Annotated in this window: 13 protein-coding genes and 5 pseudogenes; 7 read left to right on the top strand and 11 right to left on the bottom strand. The window is 57.5% G+C overall.

From position 1 onward, the window contains the following. Nucleotides 1–24 precede the first annotated feature (24 nt). Together QMO80_RS28465 and QMO80_RS28460 are read left to right on the top strand one after the other, a co-directional pair. Nucleotides 25–1,860: pseudogene (locus QMO80_RS28465) on the top strand (hypothetical protein). Between the two features lie 700 nt (nucleotides 1,861–2,560). Continuing rightward, nucleotides 2,561–3,478, top strand: coding sequence for a recombinase family protein (locus QMO80_RS28460; RefSeq protein ID WP_008534020.1), 918 nt, complete (start codon nucleotides 2,561–2,563; stop codon nucleotides 3,476–3,478). 1,046 nt (nucleotides 3,479–4,524) lie between these two features. On the opposite strand, the gene QMO80_RS28455 is transcribed toward QMO80_RS28460, so the two are convergent. After that, a complete protein-coding gene (locus QMO80_RS28455) occupies nucleotides 4,525–5,493 on the bottom strand; it encodes an IS481-like element ISRel2 family transposase (protein WP_011053284.1) in 969 nt (322 codons plus the stop codon). 84 nt (nucleotides 5,494–5,577) lie between these two features. Further along, nucleotides 5,578–6,233: pseudogene (locus QMO80_RS28450) on the bottom strand (integrase core domain-containing protein); the annotation flags it as partial. 84 nt (nucleotides 6,234–6,317) lie between these two features. Between QMO80_RS28450 and QMO80_RS28445 the strand changes: the two are divergent. Both QMO80_RS28445 and QMO80_RS28440 read left to right on the top strand, forming a co-directional pair. Continuing rightward, the gene (locus QMO80_RS28445; protein WP_011053283.1) at nucleotides 6,318–7,277 is read left to right on the top strand and encodes an IS4 family transposase; all 960 of its coding nucleotides are present in this window, start codon (nucleotides 6,318–6,320) and stop codon (nucleotides 7,275–7,277) included. Further along, nucleotides 7,234–7,427 (top strand): annotated as a pseudogene (locus QMO80_RS28440) (IS3 family transposase); the annotation flags it as partial. The gene QMO80_RS28445 and the pseudogene QMO80_RS28440, both read left to right, overlap by 44 nt. Nucleotides 7,428–7,892: 465 nt before the next feature. Here the strand turns inward: QMO80_RS28440 and repC are convergent. From repC to repA, 3 genes are all read right to left on the bottom strand, one after another. Next, entirely contained in the window at nucleotides 7,893–9,101 is a 1,209-nt protein-coding gene (repC, locus tag QMO80_RS28435) for a plasmid replication protein RepC (RefSeq protein ID WP_011053503.1), read from the bottom strand. Between the two features lie 155 nt (nucleotides 9,102–9,256). Next, the gene (gene repB, locus QMO80_RS28430) at nucleotides 9,257–10,282 is read right to left on the bottom strand and encodes a plasmid partitioning protein RepB (RefSeq protein ID WP_004672729.1); all 1,026 of its coding nucleotides are present in this window, start codon (nucleotides 10,280–10,282) and stop codon (nucleotides 9,257–9,259) included. Next, entirely contained in the window at nucleotides 10,279–11,493 is a 1,215-nt protein-coding gene (gene repA, locus QMO80_RS28425; RefSeq protein WP_011053501.1) for a plasmid partitioning protein RepA, read from the bottom strand. The genes repB and repA overlap by 4 nt, the downstream gene beginning before the upstream one ends. Before the next feature lie 434 nt (nucleotides 11,494–11,927). Between repA and QMO80_RS28420 the strand changes: the two are divergent. From QMO80_RS28420 to QMO80_RS28410, 3 genes and pseudogenes are all read left to right on the top strand, one after another. After that, nucleotides 11,928–12,551, top strand: a pseudogene (locus tag QMO80_RS28420) (acyl-homoserine-lactone synthase). 353 nt (nucleotides 12,552–12,904) lie between these two features. Further along, nucleotides 12,905–13,306 (top strand): annotated as a pseudogene (locus QMO80_RS28415) (alcohol dehydrogenase catalytic domain-containing protein); the annotation flags it as partial. Nucleotides 13,307–13,324: 18 nt separating this feature from the next. Continuing rightward, nucleotides 13,325–13,996, top strand: coding sequence for a medium chain dehydrogenase/reductase family protein (locus tag QMO80_RS28410; RefSeq protein WP_237350518.1), 672 nt, complete (start codon nucleotides 13,325–13,327; stop codon nucleotides 13,994–13,996). Between the two features lie 6 nt (nucleotides 13,997–14,002). Here QMO80_RS28410 and prs read toward each other — a convergent pair whose 3' ends face one another. The 6 genes from prs to QMO80_RS28380 all read right to left on the bottom strand — a co-directional run bounded on the left by prs (nucleotide 14,003) and on the right by QMO80_RS28380 (nucleotide 18,856). Then, entirely contained in the window at nucleotides 14,003–14,944 is a 942-nt protein-coding gene (gene prs / locus QMO80_RS28405) for a ribose-phosphate diphosphokinase (RefSeq protein WP_011053499.1), read from the bottom strand. Between the two features lie 2 nt (nucleotides 14,945–14,946). Then, on the bottom strand, nucleotides 14,947–16,062 hold the full coding sequence (locus QMO80_RS28400; RefSeq protein ID WP_004672715.1) for a nucleotidyltransferase family protein: 1,116 nt from the start codon (nucleotides 16,060–16,062) through the stop codon (nucleotides 14,947–14,949). Nucleotides 16,063–16,091: 29 nt separating this feature from the next. Next, complete coding sequence (locus QMO80_RS28395) at nucleotides 16,092–16,421, bottom strand: hypothetical protein (protein WP_004672714.1); 330 nt, start codon at nucleotides 16,419–16,421, stop codon at nucleotides 16,092–16,094. Nucleotides 16,422–16,426: 5 nt separating this feature from the next. Beyond that, entirely contained in the window at nucleotides 16,427–16,921 is a 495-nt protein-coding gene (locus QMO80_RS28390; RefSeq protein WP_004672713.1) for a hypothetical protein, read from the bottom strand. An 80-nt stretch (nucleotides 16,922–17,001) separates the two neighbouring features. Then, the gene (locus QMO80_RS28385) at nucleotides 17,002–18,270 is read right to left on the bottom strand and encodes a radical SAM protein (protein WP_004672712.1); all 1,269 of its coding nucleotides are present in this window, start codon (nucleotides 18,268–18,270) and stop codon (nucleotides 17,002–17,004) included. A gap of 31 nt (nucleotides 18,271–18,301) precedes the next feature. After that, on the bottom strand, nucleotides 18,302–18,856 hold the full coding sequence (locus tag QMO80_RS28380) for an adenine phosphoribosyltransferase (RefSeq protein WP_004672710.1): 555 nt from the start codon (nucleotides 18,854–18,856) through the stop codon (nucleotides 18,302–18,304). Nucleotides 18,857–19,085 lie beyond the last annotated feature (229 nt).

Genomic DNA, 19,085 nt, shown 5'->3' with positions numbered 1-19,085 from the left:
TTTCAGGACGCGCTCATCTACCAGATGCGCCGCTTCGGCGACAGTTACTGGCAACTCTATCGCGCGATCATTCGTCTCGGCGAGAGCTTCGACCACAAGACCTTGTTGTCTTGGATCCAGGGTGAACGCGCGCCGAGGTCCATTGCCAGCTTCGATATCCTCGCCCGCATCGAGCGGCGCTATCGACTGACGCCGGGATATTTCAAGGCCAAGCTTCCGCATCAGGCGCGTTCGCTCAACGGTCATGACCTTGGCGATATCAGTCCTGCCGAGCGGCGGCGACTGGCCTGGCATCTGCCGGACGATTTTGGCAGCCTGCCGTTTTCCGAGCGCGAGGAGATCCTCGACTGGGTGCGACGGGTCATCATCTCCGGCTCCACCGATTATCGCCGATACCAGGCGGCGGCCAGCAAGCAACGCTATGCCATCCGCTTTCCCGGCATCACCTATGGCGGTGGATCGCTGTCTCCGCGATCGGCAGCTCTGACCATCGGCGACAATCGCAGCGCGGAAGAATCCTTCGAGGACCCGGACCTTCTTTCCGGCGTGGTCGATGCTCCACCGCGCCTAGCGATGGAGATGGCGGACCTGATCCGCTTCAAGACCTCGACGCTGACGGCGATCGGCTTCCCGCGCAATGGCGTGTGGGGCGAGGAAACGGCATCGCAAAAGATCGAGCATCTCGGGCTGATGTTCGGGGCGCTCGCCGCCTCACCCGCCGGCATCGTCAAAGGCCGCGGCGTCCCGCTCAGCCAATTGACCTTCGGCTTGCTGATTTTCCCGGGTGTCTGGGACTGGTATCTGCAATGGCGCGAGCAGCGGCGCGGCTTCTAGACCAAGTGGGAAGAAGACATGCTGATGGTCGCACAAGCCCTCACCCGTGCCGAGGTCGGCTGGATCCGGCAGCATCCGGAGCTTCTGAGGAATGTCAGATCCATCGAAGGCCTGATCGCCCCAGAGGAGATCGAATTCGCTTCGCGTGACTGGCATGGCGCCTGCGATGCGTTTCATCGGCATGCTGCCAATCGCTCCAAGGAAGTTCAGCGGGTCATGCGCGTTCATCGCGATCCTTTCGAGCCGATCATGGTGATCCTGGAGGCAGACAGTCCGCTGGCGGAATATCGCAAGATCACCGACGAGATCCTGAAGCGCATGCCGGACGAGGACCACTATCCGCGGCCGGCGGCGGAAGCCGTCCGCTCCTTCCTGATGCTTCGGCTTGGGTTGCATCTAGGGCTGCGGCAGAAGAACCTCCGCCAGCTTCGCGTCTGCCCGCGCGGTCATTTTCCAACGGCGGAACGCCGGTTGGAAGACATGAAATGCGGGGAGCTGCGCTGGAGCGATCGCGAGCGTGGCTGGGAAGTGCTCATCCCGTCCGTCGCCTTCAAGAATTCCGGCTCGTCCTTCTTCGGCCAGAAACCTTTCCGCTTGATCCTGCCCGACCTGCTCGACCTTTACAAATACCTGGACGCGTACATCGAACGGCACCGCGGTGTGTTGCTCGCCGGTGCAAAGGACCCCGGCACCCTGTTCGTGAAGACGGTGAAGACGACCAGTACCGAAGCCGCATACGACTCCGCGACATTCTACTAAGCTTGGCGAACCGTCATCCAACGATATGGAATCTACAATCCCTATACCGGTCGCGGCGCCATCAAGGGCCTGCTGCCGCACGGTCCGCACAATGTCCGGGATATTCTGGCGACGCATATCCTCAAGCAGACAGGCTCCTACGAGCAGGCGAGTTATGCGATCCAGGATACCCCCGATGTGGTGCAGCAGCACTATGGGCGGTTCCTGCCGCAGGACAAGGCGGCGCTCGCCGCAAAAATCCTGAACCAGGTCTGGGAAGCGGCTTAGGCCGGAACGGGCGATCGGCCGGGCTCTGCTTACAGACGGGCTCGCGCGGTACGACCGAGCTTGCCGCCGAGGCGCAGGCAGGTTCGGCCTGCCCTCAATTGTCTACGGTCTCATTTTCCGCGTCCGTTACTGCCAACTTGATGGAGCACGTGATGTTTCCATCCCGTTAACCATATGAATTAGCGCTGTTCTTTTCTGTTTTAGAAGCGAAAATGCCTTTAGCTTCCGTTGCCCCTGACGGTGGTTTGCGCGAGGCATCACTTCCGATAAGTACTGCTTATCGGAAGTGATGGATTTCAGGCCGTAGATCAGTTTGTCGGTGGTCCAGGATCGCCGGAAACGCCCGGTTTCCCGGGCTTCTAGGGTGATTTAGCCCCGGATGACCGGACTACCCAAGACAGAATTCAACGGCCGCAGTCGGCGCACGTGGTCCCGCCTCGCTTCCGGAATTATGCGCCGGCGCTCTTCAGCAGGGTTCTCTTCTCGCAGCCATCTCCGAAACCGCTGCTTTTCCGGCATTTCCGCCAGAGAAGCCCGCGGACGCGCGTTTGCTCATCCGGACGCTCCGTTGCTCGTCTGCGGCGGCATTTCGAGTCTGGCGGGCTGCTATTCAATGCCTAAAACACGCTTGCAACTGTTCGATTTCTAACGCATGCCTTATCTGTACAAACTACTTCGAGACAGGGCCGTTACAAGCGCGATGGCAAAGCCACAAACATTTGACAACCAACAATCTCCCAAGCGGCTGATCGGTTATGCCCGGGTGTCGACGGATGAACAGGTCCACGATGCCCAGTTGGACGAGCTGCGTGCAGCCGGCTGCGATCGGATCCATCAGGAGCATGGTTCCGGAGCATCGCGGGCTCGACCGGTGCTGACGCGATTACTCGCTGAACTTAGCGCCGGCGACGTCCTCATTGTCGTGCGCCTCGATCGACTGGCCCGATCCGTCAGTCATCTCTTGTCGGTGATCGAGGACCTCGAGGCCCGCGGCGTGCATTTCCGGTCGATCCGCGATCCAATCGATACGTCGACCCCGCAGGGCATGTTTTCCCTTCAGGTCCTCGGCGCCGTCGCGCAGCTCGAGCGGGCGCTAATCGCTGAGCGTACCAAAGCCGGCATTAAGGCGGCGAAGGCACGCGGCAAGCTTCCTGGAAATCCCGGTCTGCGAGAACGACGGCCGGAGGCGATCAAGGCAATCTCGCAGGCACGGGAGAAGCTCTATCTCGATGAACTCATTGCATCGGCGCAGACGTGGCTGCCGATGGTGCGTCAACTCCGGCCGCAGCACAGTTGGGACAATGTCGTGCGGGTTCTCAATCGCCGTGGCCACGACTGGACCGTCGAACGCCTTCGTCGCGCTGTTCATCGCATGGTACGCGAAAAGCTCGCGGAGAAGGAACTCCTTGCTCGATCCCCTCGCCGGGCTCCCGAAGACTATCTGATGAAGCTGGTGGCGGCAATTGCCATTGCCGATCCCAACCTGTCGCTGCGCGACATTGCCGCGCAACTGGACCAGATGGGAGAACGGCCTGTGCGCAGCGGCAAGAACTGGCAACCGTCCTCGGTGCGGGTCCTGCTGGACGAAGCCCACCGATTTGGCCTCATTCGCCGTTGAGGGCATGGTTCATCCGACGCCCGATGGCAGAGAGTCTTTTCTTGTCGCTATTCGACTGCATAGCCGTCAGGTCCGGCCTTTGGGGATCTGTAGCGCCAGGACCGCTAGTCGCTATCGCTCCGCGGTTTCAGCTCAGCGCCTACATCCTCGCCGCGGAGCCGGCTTCCTCCGCCTGCTCGCCCCCTCCCCCGGAACGTGCTGAAGGCTTCAGCCGCGGTGATTATGATCCGCAGAGGCGCGCGGGCCATGACCCTCGGCGGCGCGGGTAAAAGCAGAGGACAGCCGCTCCCCTCGCTACCAAAAAGCCGTCTCGGCTGCACGACGAATTCGGGCGCGAGCCGGAACTCAGTCAGACAGTATTTGTTTCTTTTACAATCCGTCCGCGTTTCGGCGTTCTTTCAAGGATGCTCGACAATTTGATTGAGCCATTTGTCCGCGCCGCCAGCTATATTTCCTACAAGAATGATTACGGCCGAAGATCTGCAAACATTCGTTTTACGACCAGCAAATTTCGACTGTCCTCGAAGCCTGGGAGGTCTTCGTCCTGAAGCATCCTGCGGAGACCGCCGTTAAGATTACAAAGCAATGTCTCCTTTCAGTCGTGACAAACACCGCGATTGTTCGTTCGAACACGAAGCCGCTCAATCGGCTCCGTGCATCAACTGACCTTACTACACCAGCCGCATAGAAGGGCTGTCGGCCATTCTACCCGGGCAACCATGACCAATGCCCTTAGAACGTCATGTACGATCAAAAATGACCGCCAAGACCCCGCGACCCATGGCGGCGACAGGACGGTACCTATCTCTACACAACCGATCTTGTGAGAGGTGGCGCGAGGAGCGGGTCATGCGCCGTCCATAGTAGCGCCCGAAAATGTCGTTTCTTTTCAGAGTGTTGTAGCTGTGGTCAGCTGACCACCGGAAAAGCAGCTGTTGGCAGTGCGTCCCACCCCAAAAGACTTGCTGGCCCACGACAGCAGAGTCTGGCGAAAAACCTCGATCAGTGGACCCGCTGACCTAGCACTCAATCCTCTCCGGCGGCGACTAGATGTGGAGCCTCAACAGGTTGTCCTGGGTAAGAGCGAGCCTAGTGATTGGTGGTTTTGAGTTTAGACTTCCGTGAGGCCTGTGCCAATTGTAGCGATGAAGCCATCGTGGCAGTTCGGCGGCGCGCATGTCCGAGTTGGGATAGGCGACGGCGTAGGCCCACTCTCTGAGGGCGGTCTGGATGAAGCGTTCGGCCTTTCCGTTGGTTTTAGGCGTATATGGTCTGGTGCGAACGTGCTTGAGGCCGTTGTCGCGACAAGCTTGGCCGAATGGCTTTGATGTGTAGCAGGGACCATTGTCGGTCATGACGCGCTCGACCGCGATCCCGAGGCTGGCATAATAGGCCAATGCCGCCTTCAAGAAGGCCACGGCGCTTTCTTTCGTCTCGTCCGGCGATATCTGTGAGAAAGCGATGCGAGAGGCATCGTCGATGGCCACATGAACGCATTCCCAACCGGCGCCCCAACTCTTGCCTCTGCGCGAACTCTGGCGAGTGCGATCGCCGGTGATGCGGTGGCCGACCTCATGAAACCGGCCGAGCTTCTTGATGTCGATATGAATCATCTCGCCGGGAGCCTGGCGTTCATGACGACGCACAGGCTCGGCCGGCTCGATATCCTTGAGGCGGGAGAGGCCTGCGCGCTTGAGAACCCGGCTCACCGTCGCTGCAGATACACCGGTTTCGATCGCGATGTGCTTGCCAGTCAGGCGCTGGCGGCGAAGCGTGATGATGCGCTCCGCCAGCGCCTGACTGGTCTGCCGGGGCATGGCATGAGGTCGGGAGGAACGATCGAGCATCGCCTCTCGACCACCGGCCTTGAAACGCTCGACCCAACGGGCGACGATCTTGGCCGCGACGCCATAGGCCTGTGCTGCCTGAGCCTGGGTCAGATGCCCTTCGATAACAGCAAGCGCCATTTGTTCCCGGCGCAACGGCGTCAGTCGGGCATTCTTATGAATGTTCATTCGCGGCGATCCTTCCGACTCGAGGTGTGATAGCTCCAGTCTCCTAAATCCGCTTTGAATGGACAACCTCCCGAAAGCTCACAACTAGAGCCTGCGCGCTCCGAGTACGCCAAGTGGCGGAAACGCGAAGCTTTCATCTCGCGCAGCGTTGGAGCCGGTTGCGGCAATGGTATCTGCATCACGTGCCCGGGTCTGGTCCGAGCGATGAGTGCGGCCGGAAGTGGTTGTAATCGTCGGCCCAGCAATGGCGCTTCGGGCATAATCGCAGCCGAGGAACAGGCTTTGGTTGACCATCTCGTCCCGCATCCGGCCGTTGAAGCTCTCGACATTAGCGTTTTGCATCGGCTTCCCGGCGTGATGCCGTGCGACTCGACACTATGATCCTTCGACCTGGCAAGGATGGCATTCGAGGTGAATTCCGTGCCGTTGTCGGAGACGATCATCCCCGGTTTGCCGCGCCGTTCGATGAGGACCGACAGTTCGCGAGCGACGCGACGACGCAAGATCGAGGTGCACGGGATCGCCGCCAGGCATTCGCGGGTCACGTCTTCGACGAAGTTGAGCACGCGAAACCGCCTTCCGCAAGCGAACTGGTCGTGAACGAGATTCAGCGAGCTTCGGGCATTGGCCTTCGCTTCGACCAGGATCGGGCCACGCGTGCCGACAGTGCCGCCCCGGCTTTTCTGCTTGCGAACGGAAAGTCCTTCTTCGCGATAGAGCCCGTAGATGCGGTCGACCCCAACGGCGCTCCCCCCCCCGCCGAAGCCGCCGGTCGCCGGTCGCCGGTCGCCGGTCGCGAGGTCGCGCAATAGGGCGACTTCTTTATGATGTGGGCGCGCCTGCCCGACCAACGCTTCGATCTTTTGTCGCGCGTCATGCATGACCATGCACTCATCGGCGGCTCTAAACTGCGTGATGTCGTAGAGACAGTTCGGTTCTGCGACACCCAAACGATCGAGCTGCGCGAGCGCGCCGACCGTCCGGCGCGGCAGGCAACGTTGTGCCTGCGCTTCGGCCAGGCGACGATCAGGCGACCGCAAAACCTGCGCGAAGAAGGGCTGCCCGACGGGGTTAGGCTCAGTTGGGTCGAGGTCGTCGAACCGGACGCACCCGACGGTGTCGAGCCCTTGCATTGGCTGCTCTTGACCACCCATGCGCTCTCCAGTGCGACTGACGCCTGGCAGATCGTCGCTTGGTACAAGCAGCGCTGGATGATCGAGCAGTTCTTCCGGGTGATGAAGACGCAGGGCTTCAAGATCGAAGACAGCCAATTGCAGTTAGCGCCGCGGCTGGAAAAGCTCGTCGCCATCGCCGCCAAGGCCGCGGCAATCGTCCTCCAACTCGTGCAGGACCGCAGTGGCGGCGATCCTCACCCGGCAAGCCTGGCAGTCAGTCCCCACGAGATCAACACGCTCGCCGCCCTCGAAAGCCGCTTCAAGGGCAAGACCAAGCTGCAATCCAATCCCCATCCCAAAGCTTCGCTCGCCTGGGCCGCTTGGATCGTCGCCAAACTCGGCGGCTGGAACGGCTATGCCTCCTCCAAGCCGCCTGGACCCATCACCTTCTTCAACGGACTCAAATACTGTGCCGATGGCTGGGCCTTGCGAGATAGGTATATGCCTCAGTCGTTCGGTGGAGAAATGTTCCACTGGATCATTTGCTTTTGGTCACGAACAAAATCCAGCGACCAGCGGGCAGAGCCTTCGCGTTGGCCAGGATCGGTGCGCGCGTGCCTGCAAGTTCGCTTACGGAAGGGGGTTTCGCGTGCTCAACATCGTCGATGACGCGACGCGAGAATGCCTCGCGGCGATCCCCGGACACCTCGATCTCCGGTCGTCGCCTCGCTCGAAACTCGCAATGATCTCTCCGACAACGGCACCAAACTCACCTCGAATGCCATTCTTGCCTGGTCAAAAGACCATAGGGTCGAGTGGCTCATTGCGTCACCTCGCCCAAGATAGCGGTTGATGAATTCTCCCAGTGTTGTGGAAGTGCCGCCGCGAATCAGCCCCGTAGATTCCGGCGCTGCGGATGGCAGCAGGTAGTTGTTCCTATTGCGTCCTATCCATGCGGCGCCATCGCCCACTCGCGATTAGCCGGCACAGCCGGCCGCCTTGCGATTTGCCGCGCCGGTGCCAATGAATTGATGAAAGGCGGCTGCCATTTCGTGCGAAGACTTCGCTCCTGGTCTTGTTCGTGCGCGACCTTGGGCGCGTTCGTATTGAGATCACGGTCTACTGTTCCCCTAAGAGGCGTCATTTGGCTCGGGAGCCAGACGGTAACCGGCACAATGCCTGCGACAAGCCGCCTTTGAAAGTTGGTGTTTTCCAAGAGGTTAGCTTGGTGGTCAGCTGACCACAACCGAAATCCTCAACGGCAGGAATAACGATCAGCCGCACTTACCCAGCCCTCAAACCGCCTTGCCCGTTGGCCTTCAACAACGCCATTATCATCGGGCCAAGCGAGAATTCACCGCGCTCACTTCGGCGCGTTAGATCCCGCAGATAGCCTCCAGGAGAGTTGATGAAGTTAGCCCTTTCCAGGATGCACGCAATTGCCACCGCAGCATTCTCCGGTCCTAGCGCCTCGCAGGCATCCTGGTAGGCGGAAGGGCTTACCCCCAGCATAGATCGAACCACCACAGCGGCAGACATCAGATCTCGCCAGCTTCCCACGCCGCGCGGTGCATAGTCGCTGATCATCGGGCACGCCTTGAGCACCAATCCCAAGGGGAACGCCCTTTGCGATTCATTCTTCGGCTGAAGGCTCAAGCTCGCCTTTGCCCCCTGCTCCTTTTCGGAGCGTGGTTCAGATTCATTTACGGATTCGGGTTTTGAATTCTGTATGTGCTGCTCGATATGAGCAGCATTGGTGCTAATTTTTTCAGCATTCTCGAGGTTTTCCAAACGATTAAGCACTTCCTCACGGAGCATCTCCATTTCATTGAGAACGCTAGTGACCCCTTCAAGGGTCGGAACGCGCGGAATTCTGCTCGCGAGCGCAATGTAGATGTCCTCGGTCGTCTTCCAATCGCCGTCGGCGCCCTCGACCATTGCAGCAGTAATAAGTTTGCGAACATCCCGCCGGCAAATTGTAAGGCTCTCTTTGGCTTTCCTGAGCGAGGCTCTCTCGGCCGCCACTCTTTGCGCCAACATCGCCAACTCTTCCGATCGCGCCAGGAGGGGCGACAGGTCGAAGCCAAAAGCATTCTCGATCTGGCCATCGTCGCCCTTGCGGGCGAAGCGCTTGCCATTGGCGCTATCCTTACGGACGATCAACCCCGACTCCACCAGAATGGCAATATGCCGCCGCAACGTTGCGCCCGCCATTGCATGCGCCCGAAGCGCCAGTTGGGCATTCGAGGGGAAGACAATCAATTGTGCATCCTGACGCAACTCATTGTCAGGATAAAAACTCAAAAGTGCGTCAAGAACAGCCAGACTGTTCGACTGGATCTTGAGCAGTTCCATCGCGGCGGAAGCGTCTCTCAACACTTTCCACTTATCGGCAGCTTTTCCATGCTTGATTTCCATTGCCGCCTGGCGCCGCACGAGCGCAAGCGTCATTGGCCGCCGCCCGAACGGCGTCGCTACATTCCCCGACTGCATTGTCTCTCACCTTTCAGCAGGCAAAGGAAATTCGCTCACCAAAACGGCGCCAAAGACTCTTGACGAGGATTCGAGGAAATGCGATTCTGTTCTTGCTACAGAGACAGAAGGGCTTCCACGACGGCGACGTTGAGGGAGCTCTTTTCTTTTGCGGGTTACACTCCCTGTTTCCGTTGATGCTTTGCGCGATGCTCCTGGTAAAGCGCCGGCAAATGCTCGAGTACGAAAGCCGCGAAATCCGGCGTGGCTTTCCTGTCAATGGTAATTTCTAGCTTGCTCTTGCTCTGCGTGACCTGCGCAAGCCTGTCGCCATCGGGGGTCGACAGGACGTCTGGCAACCCGCGCGCAGTCCGACGCGGTTTCAGATGGTCGATCACTGCCTTGAACCGTTCCGACGACGGCAGCGCCTGCACCTCCTCCGAGGCAGCATATTTCGCAGCGCCTGCCGGAGGCGATGCTTTCTCAACCAGCTCTGCCAATTGCTGCCAACTTGGGCGTCCAACGCCTGGAGCGGCGCCGATGGCATCGATCAATTCAGAGGGGAGGGCGTCAACAAGCAGGAGCATCTTCGACAAGTTGCTTTTATCGATTGACATAGCCGCGATGACGATTTCTCGTGGAAACTGCTTGTTTAGCTTGTGTGCGAAACGTGCCTTTTCGATGAAGGTGAGGTCTTCGCGCTCATTGTTTTCCTGACCCTGTGCGACAACCAACTGCTCGTCCGTCAAGTCTCGAACAACCGCCTTGACCGGCAGTCCTAGCTCCGAAACGGCGCGCAGCCGGCGGTGTCCAAAGGCAACTTGGTAGTGCGCGGGTTTAACGGGATGAGGTCTCACAAGGATTGGGACCTGCTGTCCTTGCTCGCGGATGGATGCAAGAAGTCCTTCGATATCACCTTGCATGCGATCCTGAACGAAGGACGGCTCGATTGACGACGCGTTCAGTTCAACCACGGCCTGACCTTCGGCGAGACGCCGCTCGATCTCCTCGGCACGACCAAGACGATCATTTTGCTCGCGCAACGCGTTACCGATGTTTGCAGTCAGCTTCGTCGCTGGATCTCGTTCTTTTCTGGTCACGCCGAGAAGCGGCATGGAGCGAGTCTTTGCCGCTCTGTGTTCAGCAGCTGATGAGCTGTCGGGCGCGTCCGTGGTGACGTCAAGGAGGTGCTTCCGACTCATGTGGTTCTACCCCATGCTTTTTTGATTAGAGTTTCGATCTCGTCGTTGACGGCGTTCATCGCCTCTAAGGCCCGATCATAGGTCGAGCGCGTGAACTGTCCGCGCTCAACCTCAAAGAGGGTTTGATTCGTCAGGCCAGCGTCCGAAACGGCGGTCGTCTTGAGCATCGGAAAATTGAGGACATTTTCGCCGAAGATCGAACGCAGATAGCCCACCATCTGGTTCTGCGGGCCATCGCTCGGTTCAAAACGAGTGACGAGGTAGCGCATCCAATTGAACTTGAACTGGGCGCCTGCGTTCTCGATTTCCCGAAGGAGATTCGAGGTCATCGCCAGAAACTGGTTCATCGACATTACATCCAACATCTGGGGATGGACGGTGACGAGGATCGAGGTTGCGGCGGTCAGAGCTGAAAGCGTGAGATAGCCAAGTTGGGGAGGGCAATCGATAACGACGACATCGTAGTTGTCCGCGATGTCTTCGATGACCTGACTGATCCGACCGTAAAAAAGCGTGTCACCTTCCTTCCGGTTCATAAGCGCGCGCGGGGTATCGTGCTCAAACTCCATCAGTTCAAGATTGCCAGGAATTAGATGAAGATCCGGGATGTACGTTCCTCGGACAACCTGCTCGATTGGGACCTGCTCGTCATCATACCGGATGGCGCCATAGAGTGTTTCGTTCGGACCAACGTCAGTTTCTGGCTGACTGCCGAAGAGTGCGGAAAGGCTTGCTTGGGGATCAAGATCAATCGCGAGAATCCGGTAGCCACGCATTGCCAGGTACTGTGCCAGATGCGCGGCTGTCGTCGTCTTGCCCGAGCCGCCTTTGAAATTCATCACCGAGACGACTTGAAGCTGCTCCCCCGTGCGACGATGGGGCAGGTAGCGCCGGTTCCCGCGGCCAATCAGGTCCAGGTGCTTACGGATTGAATGAATATCTTCGATCGTGAACGTGCGTCGACCGCCAGGGCTCATACTAACGTGCAGTTCAGGCATTTCCGAAGCAGTTTGTCTAAGATAAGACTCACCGATGCCAAGCAATTTTGAGGCTTCTGACGGTGCAAAGGATCGAATGCCCTTTTCGGACGTCGGCGGGAAGACCTTGAGATGATGTGCTTGAAGTTGGCTGGAGAGAGCGTCAGCATGACGCTCCATCAATGCGGTCAACCCTTCGACGACCGGCGCTGTGTTTGCTGCGGTTTTCGCCATCTCAAAATCCATTTCCTGCAAGTGGCGGAACTTTTCGCGAAACCGCTAAAGTTCCGCCACTAGCTATTAGAGCCGATTCTGCATTTTGAGCAAGGGGTTTTAGGTTAACGAAAGGCTAACGTGGATAAACCCGGAACGTAGAGTAAATGGATTTTTCCGTTTATATCCTGCAGCTTAGCAAGACCGCGGTACCGATTGGTCATGGTGTGTTTTATTGTGAATCCTACAAATGTGCCCCGGCGATTTAGACGAAAAGCAGAAGACCTCGGCAAAGTCGGTGATCCCCTTGCCGCGACTCACTCGCACAAAACCGTAAGCATTCGACAACGGACGCCCGATTCCAATTAGTGCAGAGTTCCCGGCGCCTAACGGCGGCGGAGAAATTCATGCAGGTATTCGCGATCTCGACACCAAAAATTTACTACGAAGCGTAGCTGCTTCAGGACGATCATAGGCTACGTGCGAGGATCTTTTCCACTCGCACTTGGGATGTAGAAGTAGTCGACGAGTGCGAGGCAGATGGGGTTGACGCTCTCGCCCCGACTGCCATCCTGGATGTCACCGCGGCTGGACCACTTGCAGGATGTGCACGCGATTTGTCTGCGATGGGACCGACCATGCTGGTAGACGTATTTCCGTCTCTGCTCCCGAAGGGCCGCCTGAACGCCAATCCCCTGATGGTCTAGAGTTCTCGCTTTTGCGTCGACACCTCGAAGAGTGGAGGGGAGGGGAGGGGAGATGGTTCCGTTCACGAGGCAACGCTGACCTTGTTCGCCGGCATCGTAGAATGGTGCCTGGGAGGTGGTCTCAGCGAAGTCGTTGCGGTAACGGATATCAGGTTCGAGCGAACTCTTGCTAGCGTCGAATGGCCTCTCCCGCGCTTGGGGCAGCCAGAGAAGATCGTTGCCACCACCGCCATCGCAGGCACGCGTCCAGCAAACGCTGAGACCTTTCTGATGTTGCGGCCGCCCAACTACCGATCTAGTTGCCGTCATCCTTCTCGGTGCGACTCGGATTGTTGGTCTGTTCGGTTCGAACCGGTGCGCCACGAAGGATGAAGCTTTGGACGATGTGGCGATAGGCTCTTAGGAGGGTTCGCGCGGGCAGATGAGGGAAGGCGACATGGCATCTTCGCAGAGATGAGGATGCATCGAAGAACGGGCTGGTAAACCGCGGCTCGTGTTTGAGGCTGGTGGCATTGACGCGGCCCAAGCGCTCCACTCTACCTTCAATAGTTTCGTCGCTCCTTGCGCAAGGGAACACTTCTGCCGCTTGAAACGTCCTTTGCCGTTTGCGCCGACGATATCTCCGAGAAGCTTGTCAAGACCCAGGACATAAGCAAGCCCGCCAGCAAGGCACGTGATTTCATCAGCTTTCTGACTGCCGCCTGTGGTTGTTGGCTAGATTCTGGATGCAAGTAAGTGTACATATTAGGATAGTCGGTGTGTCGGGGAGCGAGAGGTCTCGTATGGAGGTTCGTGGACTCGTAATTACTTGCCCCCGCAAGGTTGAAGAATGGACATTGTCGGTTCCACTCGCCGTATCGTCCGAAGTCGGTGTGCGGATAGAGTTGTGTGGACTCTGCACACCGGAGCAACGCGTTTATCGGGGCGCCAAGCCGACTTACCCCTATTGGGGCGGGCACGAGTTGTCAGGCACGATCGTGTCTCTGCCGGACGATGTACCGGATGGCCTGCGCGTAGGAGACCGCGTTGCGGTGCTTTTAATGCGCAGATGCGGCCAATGTCGTGCCTGCCGCCTCGGACTGGACAACCACTGTGCATATTTAAATCCTAAAGCGAGAGGAGGGGTGCCGCAGGGGCCGGGGGGATTGGCCAATTTTGTGGGCGTACCCGCCTATCAGGTTTTTTCCGTACCTTCCTTTTTGGCTCCCGAGCGTGCCGCGTTAGTTGAACCTGTCGCCTGCGTGGCACGCGGCATAAATAGGGCGCGTGCAAAGGCTGGAGACACTGTGGCCGTCATCGGCGGAGGCACGATGGGCCTTCTCCATTCGATACTTCTGACAACCAAAGGATGCGACGTTTACCTTTTCGATGACGACGTGGCAACGCATGGGCCTGTGATGTCGACCGGCGCCCATGCAACGGGGTCAGTTCATTCTCTGTCTGATCCGAAACTCGTCGAGAAATTAACGGATGGCTGGGGCTTCGACTGCATCTTTTGCACGCGCTTCGGTGTCAGAGGCATTCAGGGGGCCATAGCTGCGGCGTCACGCGGTGCCAGGATTGTACTCTACCAATCGATTCCGACGTCCGATTTGTTATCGGTAGGCGCTAACTTTCTGCATTACCGGGAAATTGAACTGATCGGCACCATAGCCCAAAGCGCGGACGACGTGAGAAATGCCATTCGAACCATCGTTGAACATGCCGCACGCTTCGACGTGCTGCAGGTCAATCTTTGGCCCTCGTCAAACGCCCAAGAGGCATTCGAGCAGGCGCTCGATCCACGTGTTAATCGCGTGATGCTAGATTTCAGGTAATGCTTCTCAGCGTGCCTGCAGCGCGCCTGCAATTTCGTTGCCGATCGAGACTACTTCGACACTGTCGGGGAAATTGTCGGTACGTCCGACGCTGTCGGTCACAACGATGCGGTCGATCTGAGACCGTCCCCAGTTTTCGTTCAGCGACGGCGTGAATATGGCATGGGCTGCGGCAAGGGTTATCTTGCGAGCGCCTGCCGCTTTGAGATGTGCGGCGGCTGAAAAAGCCGTCTGACCACTGTTGATTTCGTCGTCAATCAGGATGATCGTCCGGCCAGCAACGTCCCCCAGAATCTCGACGCTCTCCCGAAAGTCATCATCGTCTCTGCGGTGCTTGCGCATGACAGCGAATGGGCAGCCGAGCAGGGCCGCCAAGTGCTCAGCTCGCTTCGCTCCGCCGAAGTCCGGTGAAACGACCATGTCGCCATCGACGGCCGCAGAACCGAGATGGCGAACTAGGGCGGGAGCGAACTGAAGATTGACGACAGGACAGGCAAATGCGGCGCACAGCTGAGGAACATGGAGTTCGAAAGTTATCAGCCGATCTATACCGAGCGTTTCGATAATCCCCGCAAGGATTCGCACCGGTACAGGTCCGCCGTCGAAGGCAGGGCGATCCGAACGCGAATATGGGAGGTAGGGAAGAACAGCGGTAATCGTGCGGGGACCCCGCGCCCGCACGGCACCAAGCGCTAGGAACAACTCGAAAAGACGATCATGAACGCTGTCAGGAAATGTTTGCACGACCACCACATTTCCGCCAAGCCCGCCGTCGCGCGGAGTGACAGCCATCTGGCCATTGCTGAACACCTGCGTGTTTAGGATCGTTATTCCTGACCGCGTGAGGGCCCGATGGACTGTTGACGCAAACTTTGCAGAGGTTTCGGTTGCTGCGATACGAAGGTCGTTCGCCGCAGGATCTGTACGATATGGTGACTCGGGCGCCATATTTACGCCAGCTCAAGATCGTTAACAGTGGGAATAGACAGCAGTTTGGGCAACACGTCGCCCCAATCATGTTGAAGTGGTACCTCGGTTTGATCAGGTCGAATGAGCTCTAGGAACTCGGACGGTATGTCTATCCCACAGATGCGCTTCATCTGCGTCAGGACGAAATATAACGCCGGCCTCATCTCGTATTTGTAACCTATCGCAGCGACCTCCGCCCAGCTAATATTCGCCATTTCTTTGTGTAGAACCGCATGAAGATCGCCGAACATCAATAGTCGAAGCGAATTATAAAGGAAGGCCTCGTGATAAAGCCTGGCCGAAAGGAACCAGACGGCGCCAGTCGCGGATTGGACCTGCAATATGCGGCCTAGACCGTTTGCAAGACGCACGCCTGACCATATGTCTTCGACATCGATGCCGACGGAGAGATTTACATGCATATCAATGAAGATGGGCATGTGCAGCTTCTTCGCGGAATCGATGTATCCCTTTACGTGGCGGTAGCGCAGCTGGCGTGGCACCGCGGGACCAGGGAACGGAGATTCAACGGATTCTATCCTTACAAACACCGGCAAGGAATAGCTTTCGCGGAAGGTTTCGTCATCGAGTTCCTTTCGTTCCGGATGCCAGTTGCCATTTGAAGGGTCGAAAATACCGTGCCGGTAGCCGAGATCGAACATGAGCCGCTGCACGCGCTGCGCGTCAGCGGGCTTGACCATGATGTCGAGATCGGTCATCGGCCGTAGGAGTGGATCGGGATAGTGGAGAAGCGCGAGATCTGGTCCCTTCACCAGGAACCAGGCGATGCCGGCCCGATCCAGCGCATCCATGATTTCTGGCAGATTGCGAAATTCGAGTGCGGACCTGACCTTTGACATGACAGTCCAGCACTGAACGTAATGCGCCGCCTCAGTAGGCAATAGTGTCAACAAATCGAGGCGGCGCAAGTGATTCTCAAGCAGCGGCACCGTCCGATTATGCTCGGCGCGCCATACCACATAGGGCCAGTTGACAGGCTCCTTGCAGAGACGGACCAAACGCTCTTCATCCTCGGGTCGTAGGTAGGCCCGGCAGGTGATCAGCAAAATAGAGTCTTCTGGTGACAACCGAAGCATCGCGGAGACTCCTGATACGGCTGCGTGATTTATTTCGAACTTTCCGGGCTGCCGAATTCGGCTAGTGTCTGCCTCAGGTCGGCGAACTGTTGTTCGAAGGAAGCGAAACTCTGGTCGACGTTTTGTCCAAGCAACTGTTCAAGGCTGAGCGTTTCTTCAGCGCGTTCCTCTTGTCCAGACATAAGCTTGTAAACCGAACTTACCGGCAGCAATCGCGACAAGAGTTCACCACCGCGGCCCGTCTGGGCGCTGTCCCGAATTTGCCGGATGCAACTTTCGGCAAGCAATCCGTCAATCACGATTACCAGCTTGCCATCCTCTTCGTCAACGGCGTAGCCAAACAGTCGGGAACTAGCCATTGCCGCTACCTCTGAACCTTCTTGAGGTCTTCCACTTCACTGCGTATCTGCAGCAATTGTGCCTGAGCCGAGAGAAGTTTGGCGAATGCGGCGGTAACCGCCTTTGCCGATTGTGTGTCGGAACCAGTCATCCTAACCGGTCCTCGCCCAATGCGGCGTCCTACAAGACCTGAATCGGCGGCGCGCGGCCAATTGGCTTTGCCAAATTTCTTCGAGGCGGTTATATCAACGTAGTAGTCTTGTAGTTCGCCGTTAGCAGCGAGTGAGCCGGATTTCGACCGTTGCGATCTGCGTGACACCTTTAGCGATTGCTCTAATTTTACAAGGCCAGCCGTCAATTGCTGAGCTTGGTCATCCAAACCCGCCTGCAGCCGGGCGAGTCCTTCCGCAAGACGAGAAATCACCTGGGCTTGCTGGGCGGCTGCTTTGTTGCCGGATCGTATCGCGTTGTTCGCAAGTGTGTGCGCCACACCCGCCGCACCTCGGAAAGCTCTGCTCATCCTCAATCCTCCACGTTATTTTTGTTGACCTGGTTAAATTACGTCGTCGACACAGCAATTATTACGTCGCGCCTCCTGCGTTAGTGAGTGTGTTGCGCAGCAGCCGCGATTTCCTCCGAGAAGTTATAGACAGGAGCTTCGGCGGCGGGCCGACGCTCTTTCGCTATAACTCCGCGGCGGTAGGTGGAATCTTTCGTCGGGTCCACCAGGGCGTACTCCGGAAAACCTCCGTTATTGTAAAGTTCCTGGCACAGCGGATAGGGCGCGTCCTTTTCACCATAGTGCGACCAGCTACTCATCTTGCAGACGCCGCGACAGACTGGATAAAACACGCAGTTGCCGCAGACGCCCTTAACCTCGCCACTCACCACCTCGCGTAGCTCATGGAAGAACGGGCTGTTGCGCCAGATTTCCATCAAGGGCATTTCGAAGGCATTGCCGGCGATCATTTCCGGATCATCGTAGGAGGCACTGCACATCGAAACTTGTCCGTTCGACAGTATGCCCAGTACGTTGTCGCCCCAACCGCAAGTATGCACGCCGTTCAGATACTTGAGAGGCATCAGAGCCGGCGGCAGAGTCATGTATGCAGCGCCACTCTCAAAATGGGGAGATTTCAAAAGATCGCCTATCAGTAGCTTGCATTCCTCCAAGCTTATCGCATTGTCCTCATGGCTGCGCGCGTTGCCCATCGGATGTATGTTGAGCAGCGTCCGATGCTTCTTGATGCCCCAGCCGAGCACCAAATCTATAATCGAAATCACCTTGTCATAGTTGTTGCGATAGGCAGTCGTCGTTACCACCGTAGAGATGTCAGTTTTTCCAAGCCGCTGCAGGACAATCGCAGTCTTGGCGAACGCACCCGATTTTGCTCTGAAAGCGTCGTGCGCCTCTGGGTCGAAATGGTCGAGGCTGATGAAGACCGTCAAATTGGGGAGCCTACTTAGCTGCTCGATCGTGAACTCGTCAAAGAGGGTTCCATTCGTCTCGAAAACCAGCTCCTTCAGCCCACAGGATGCGAGATATTCCATGACTGCCATGAATTCCTTGTGAACCATCGGTTCACCCCCGGAAACCTTAACCTTGCGCAGCCCATTGGGTAGTGCTTGCTCGATCAGTCCTTGGATCGCCTCCAGGTTGAAATCAATGCCCTTGGCCTTGGGCCCGACGCCTGCGATATAACAGTGGTGGCATCCCAAATTGCACTTGCGGGTTAGAAACAGATAGATCGTTTTAATTTCGTTTTCCGAGACGACTCGTTTCGAAAGTTCACTTGTGACGAGGGCCTGTAGCGTCTGACTGGCTACATGCACGTCCTGCGGTGTCGAAAGCCAATCAGGGGTATTCATGCGCTTGCCTCCTTACGTCTATGTTGCTGCGCTAGCACGTCATCGCACTGATCACTGGTGCGTCGTCCAATTGACGCCTGCCTTTCAAAACTTCGATTTCGAGTATGAATGCGTATCCGGCGATCTCTCCGCCTTGGGACTTGACAAAATTCCCAGTCGCCCGAGCAGTGCCACCCGTCGCTAGAAGGTCATCAGCAATCAGGCATCGCAGGCCGTCACCGATGAGGCCGGCAGTTACCTCCAGGGTTCCGGAGCAGTATTCACAGCTGTATTCAAATGAGAGGACGTCCCCCGGCAGTTTACCGGGTTTCCTTACCATGATGAAACCGCAACCGAGCCTATCAGCCAATGAGGCGCCCAAGATGAAACCACGCGCATCAACCGCCAAAATGGCATCGATTTCTGTTCCCGACACTTGGCTTGCGACGGTAGAAACGACTTCGCCCAATGCACCTCTACCAGCCAGCATAGGCGCTATATCCTTGAACAAGATCCCGCCTATCGGAAAGTTAGGAAATTCTCGTAATGCTTCTACACCGGATTGGTTAATCCGTGACGCCCCGCTATTTGGAACAGCTACAATCATTTTACTATCCCCCACATGTAACCATCTAAGAGCCTCGTAAGGTGCGATGGCCTCGCGCACTTTGTGGCCAGCCACCAGATGAGGCCCTGGCAAGCTTATCAGCGGCGGCCGCCGCCGCGCCTACCACGTTCCTCCGGGCCGGCACGGGTCCGCTCTCTGACCAGATCACGCCGGAATTCGCCAGCGCCGCGAACAGATGAAACATCAGTCGGCCGCATAATGTTGTCTC

This window comes from Rhizobium sp. BT03, from assembly GCF_030053155.1.
Classification (GTDB): domain Bacteria; phylum Pseudomonadota; class Alphaproteobacteria; order Rhizobiales; family Rhizobiaceae; genus Rhizobium.
This window is presented reverse-complemented; position numbering and strand designations above follow the sequence as displayed.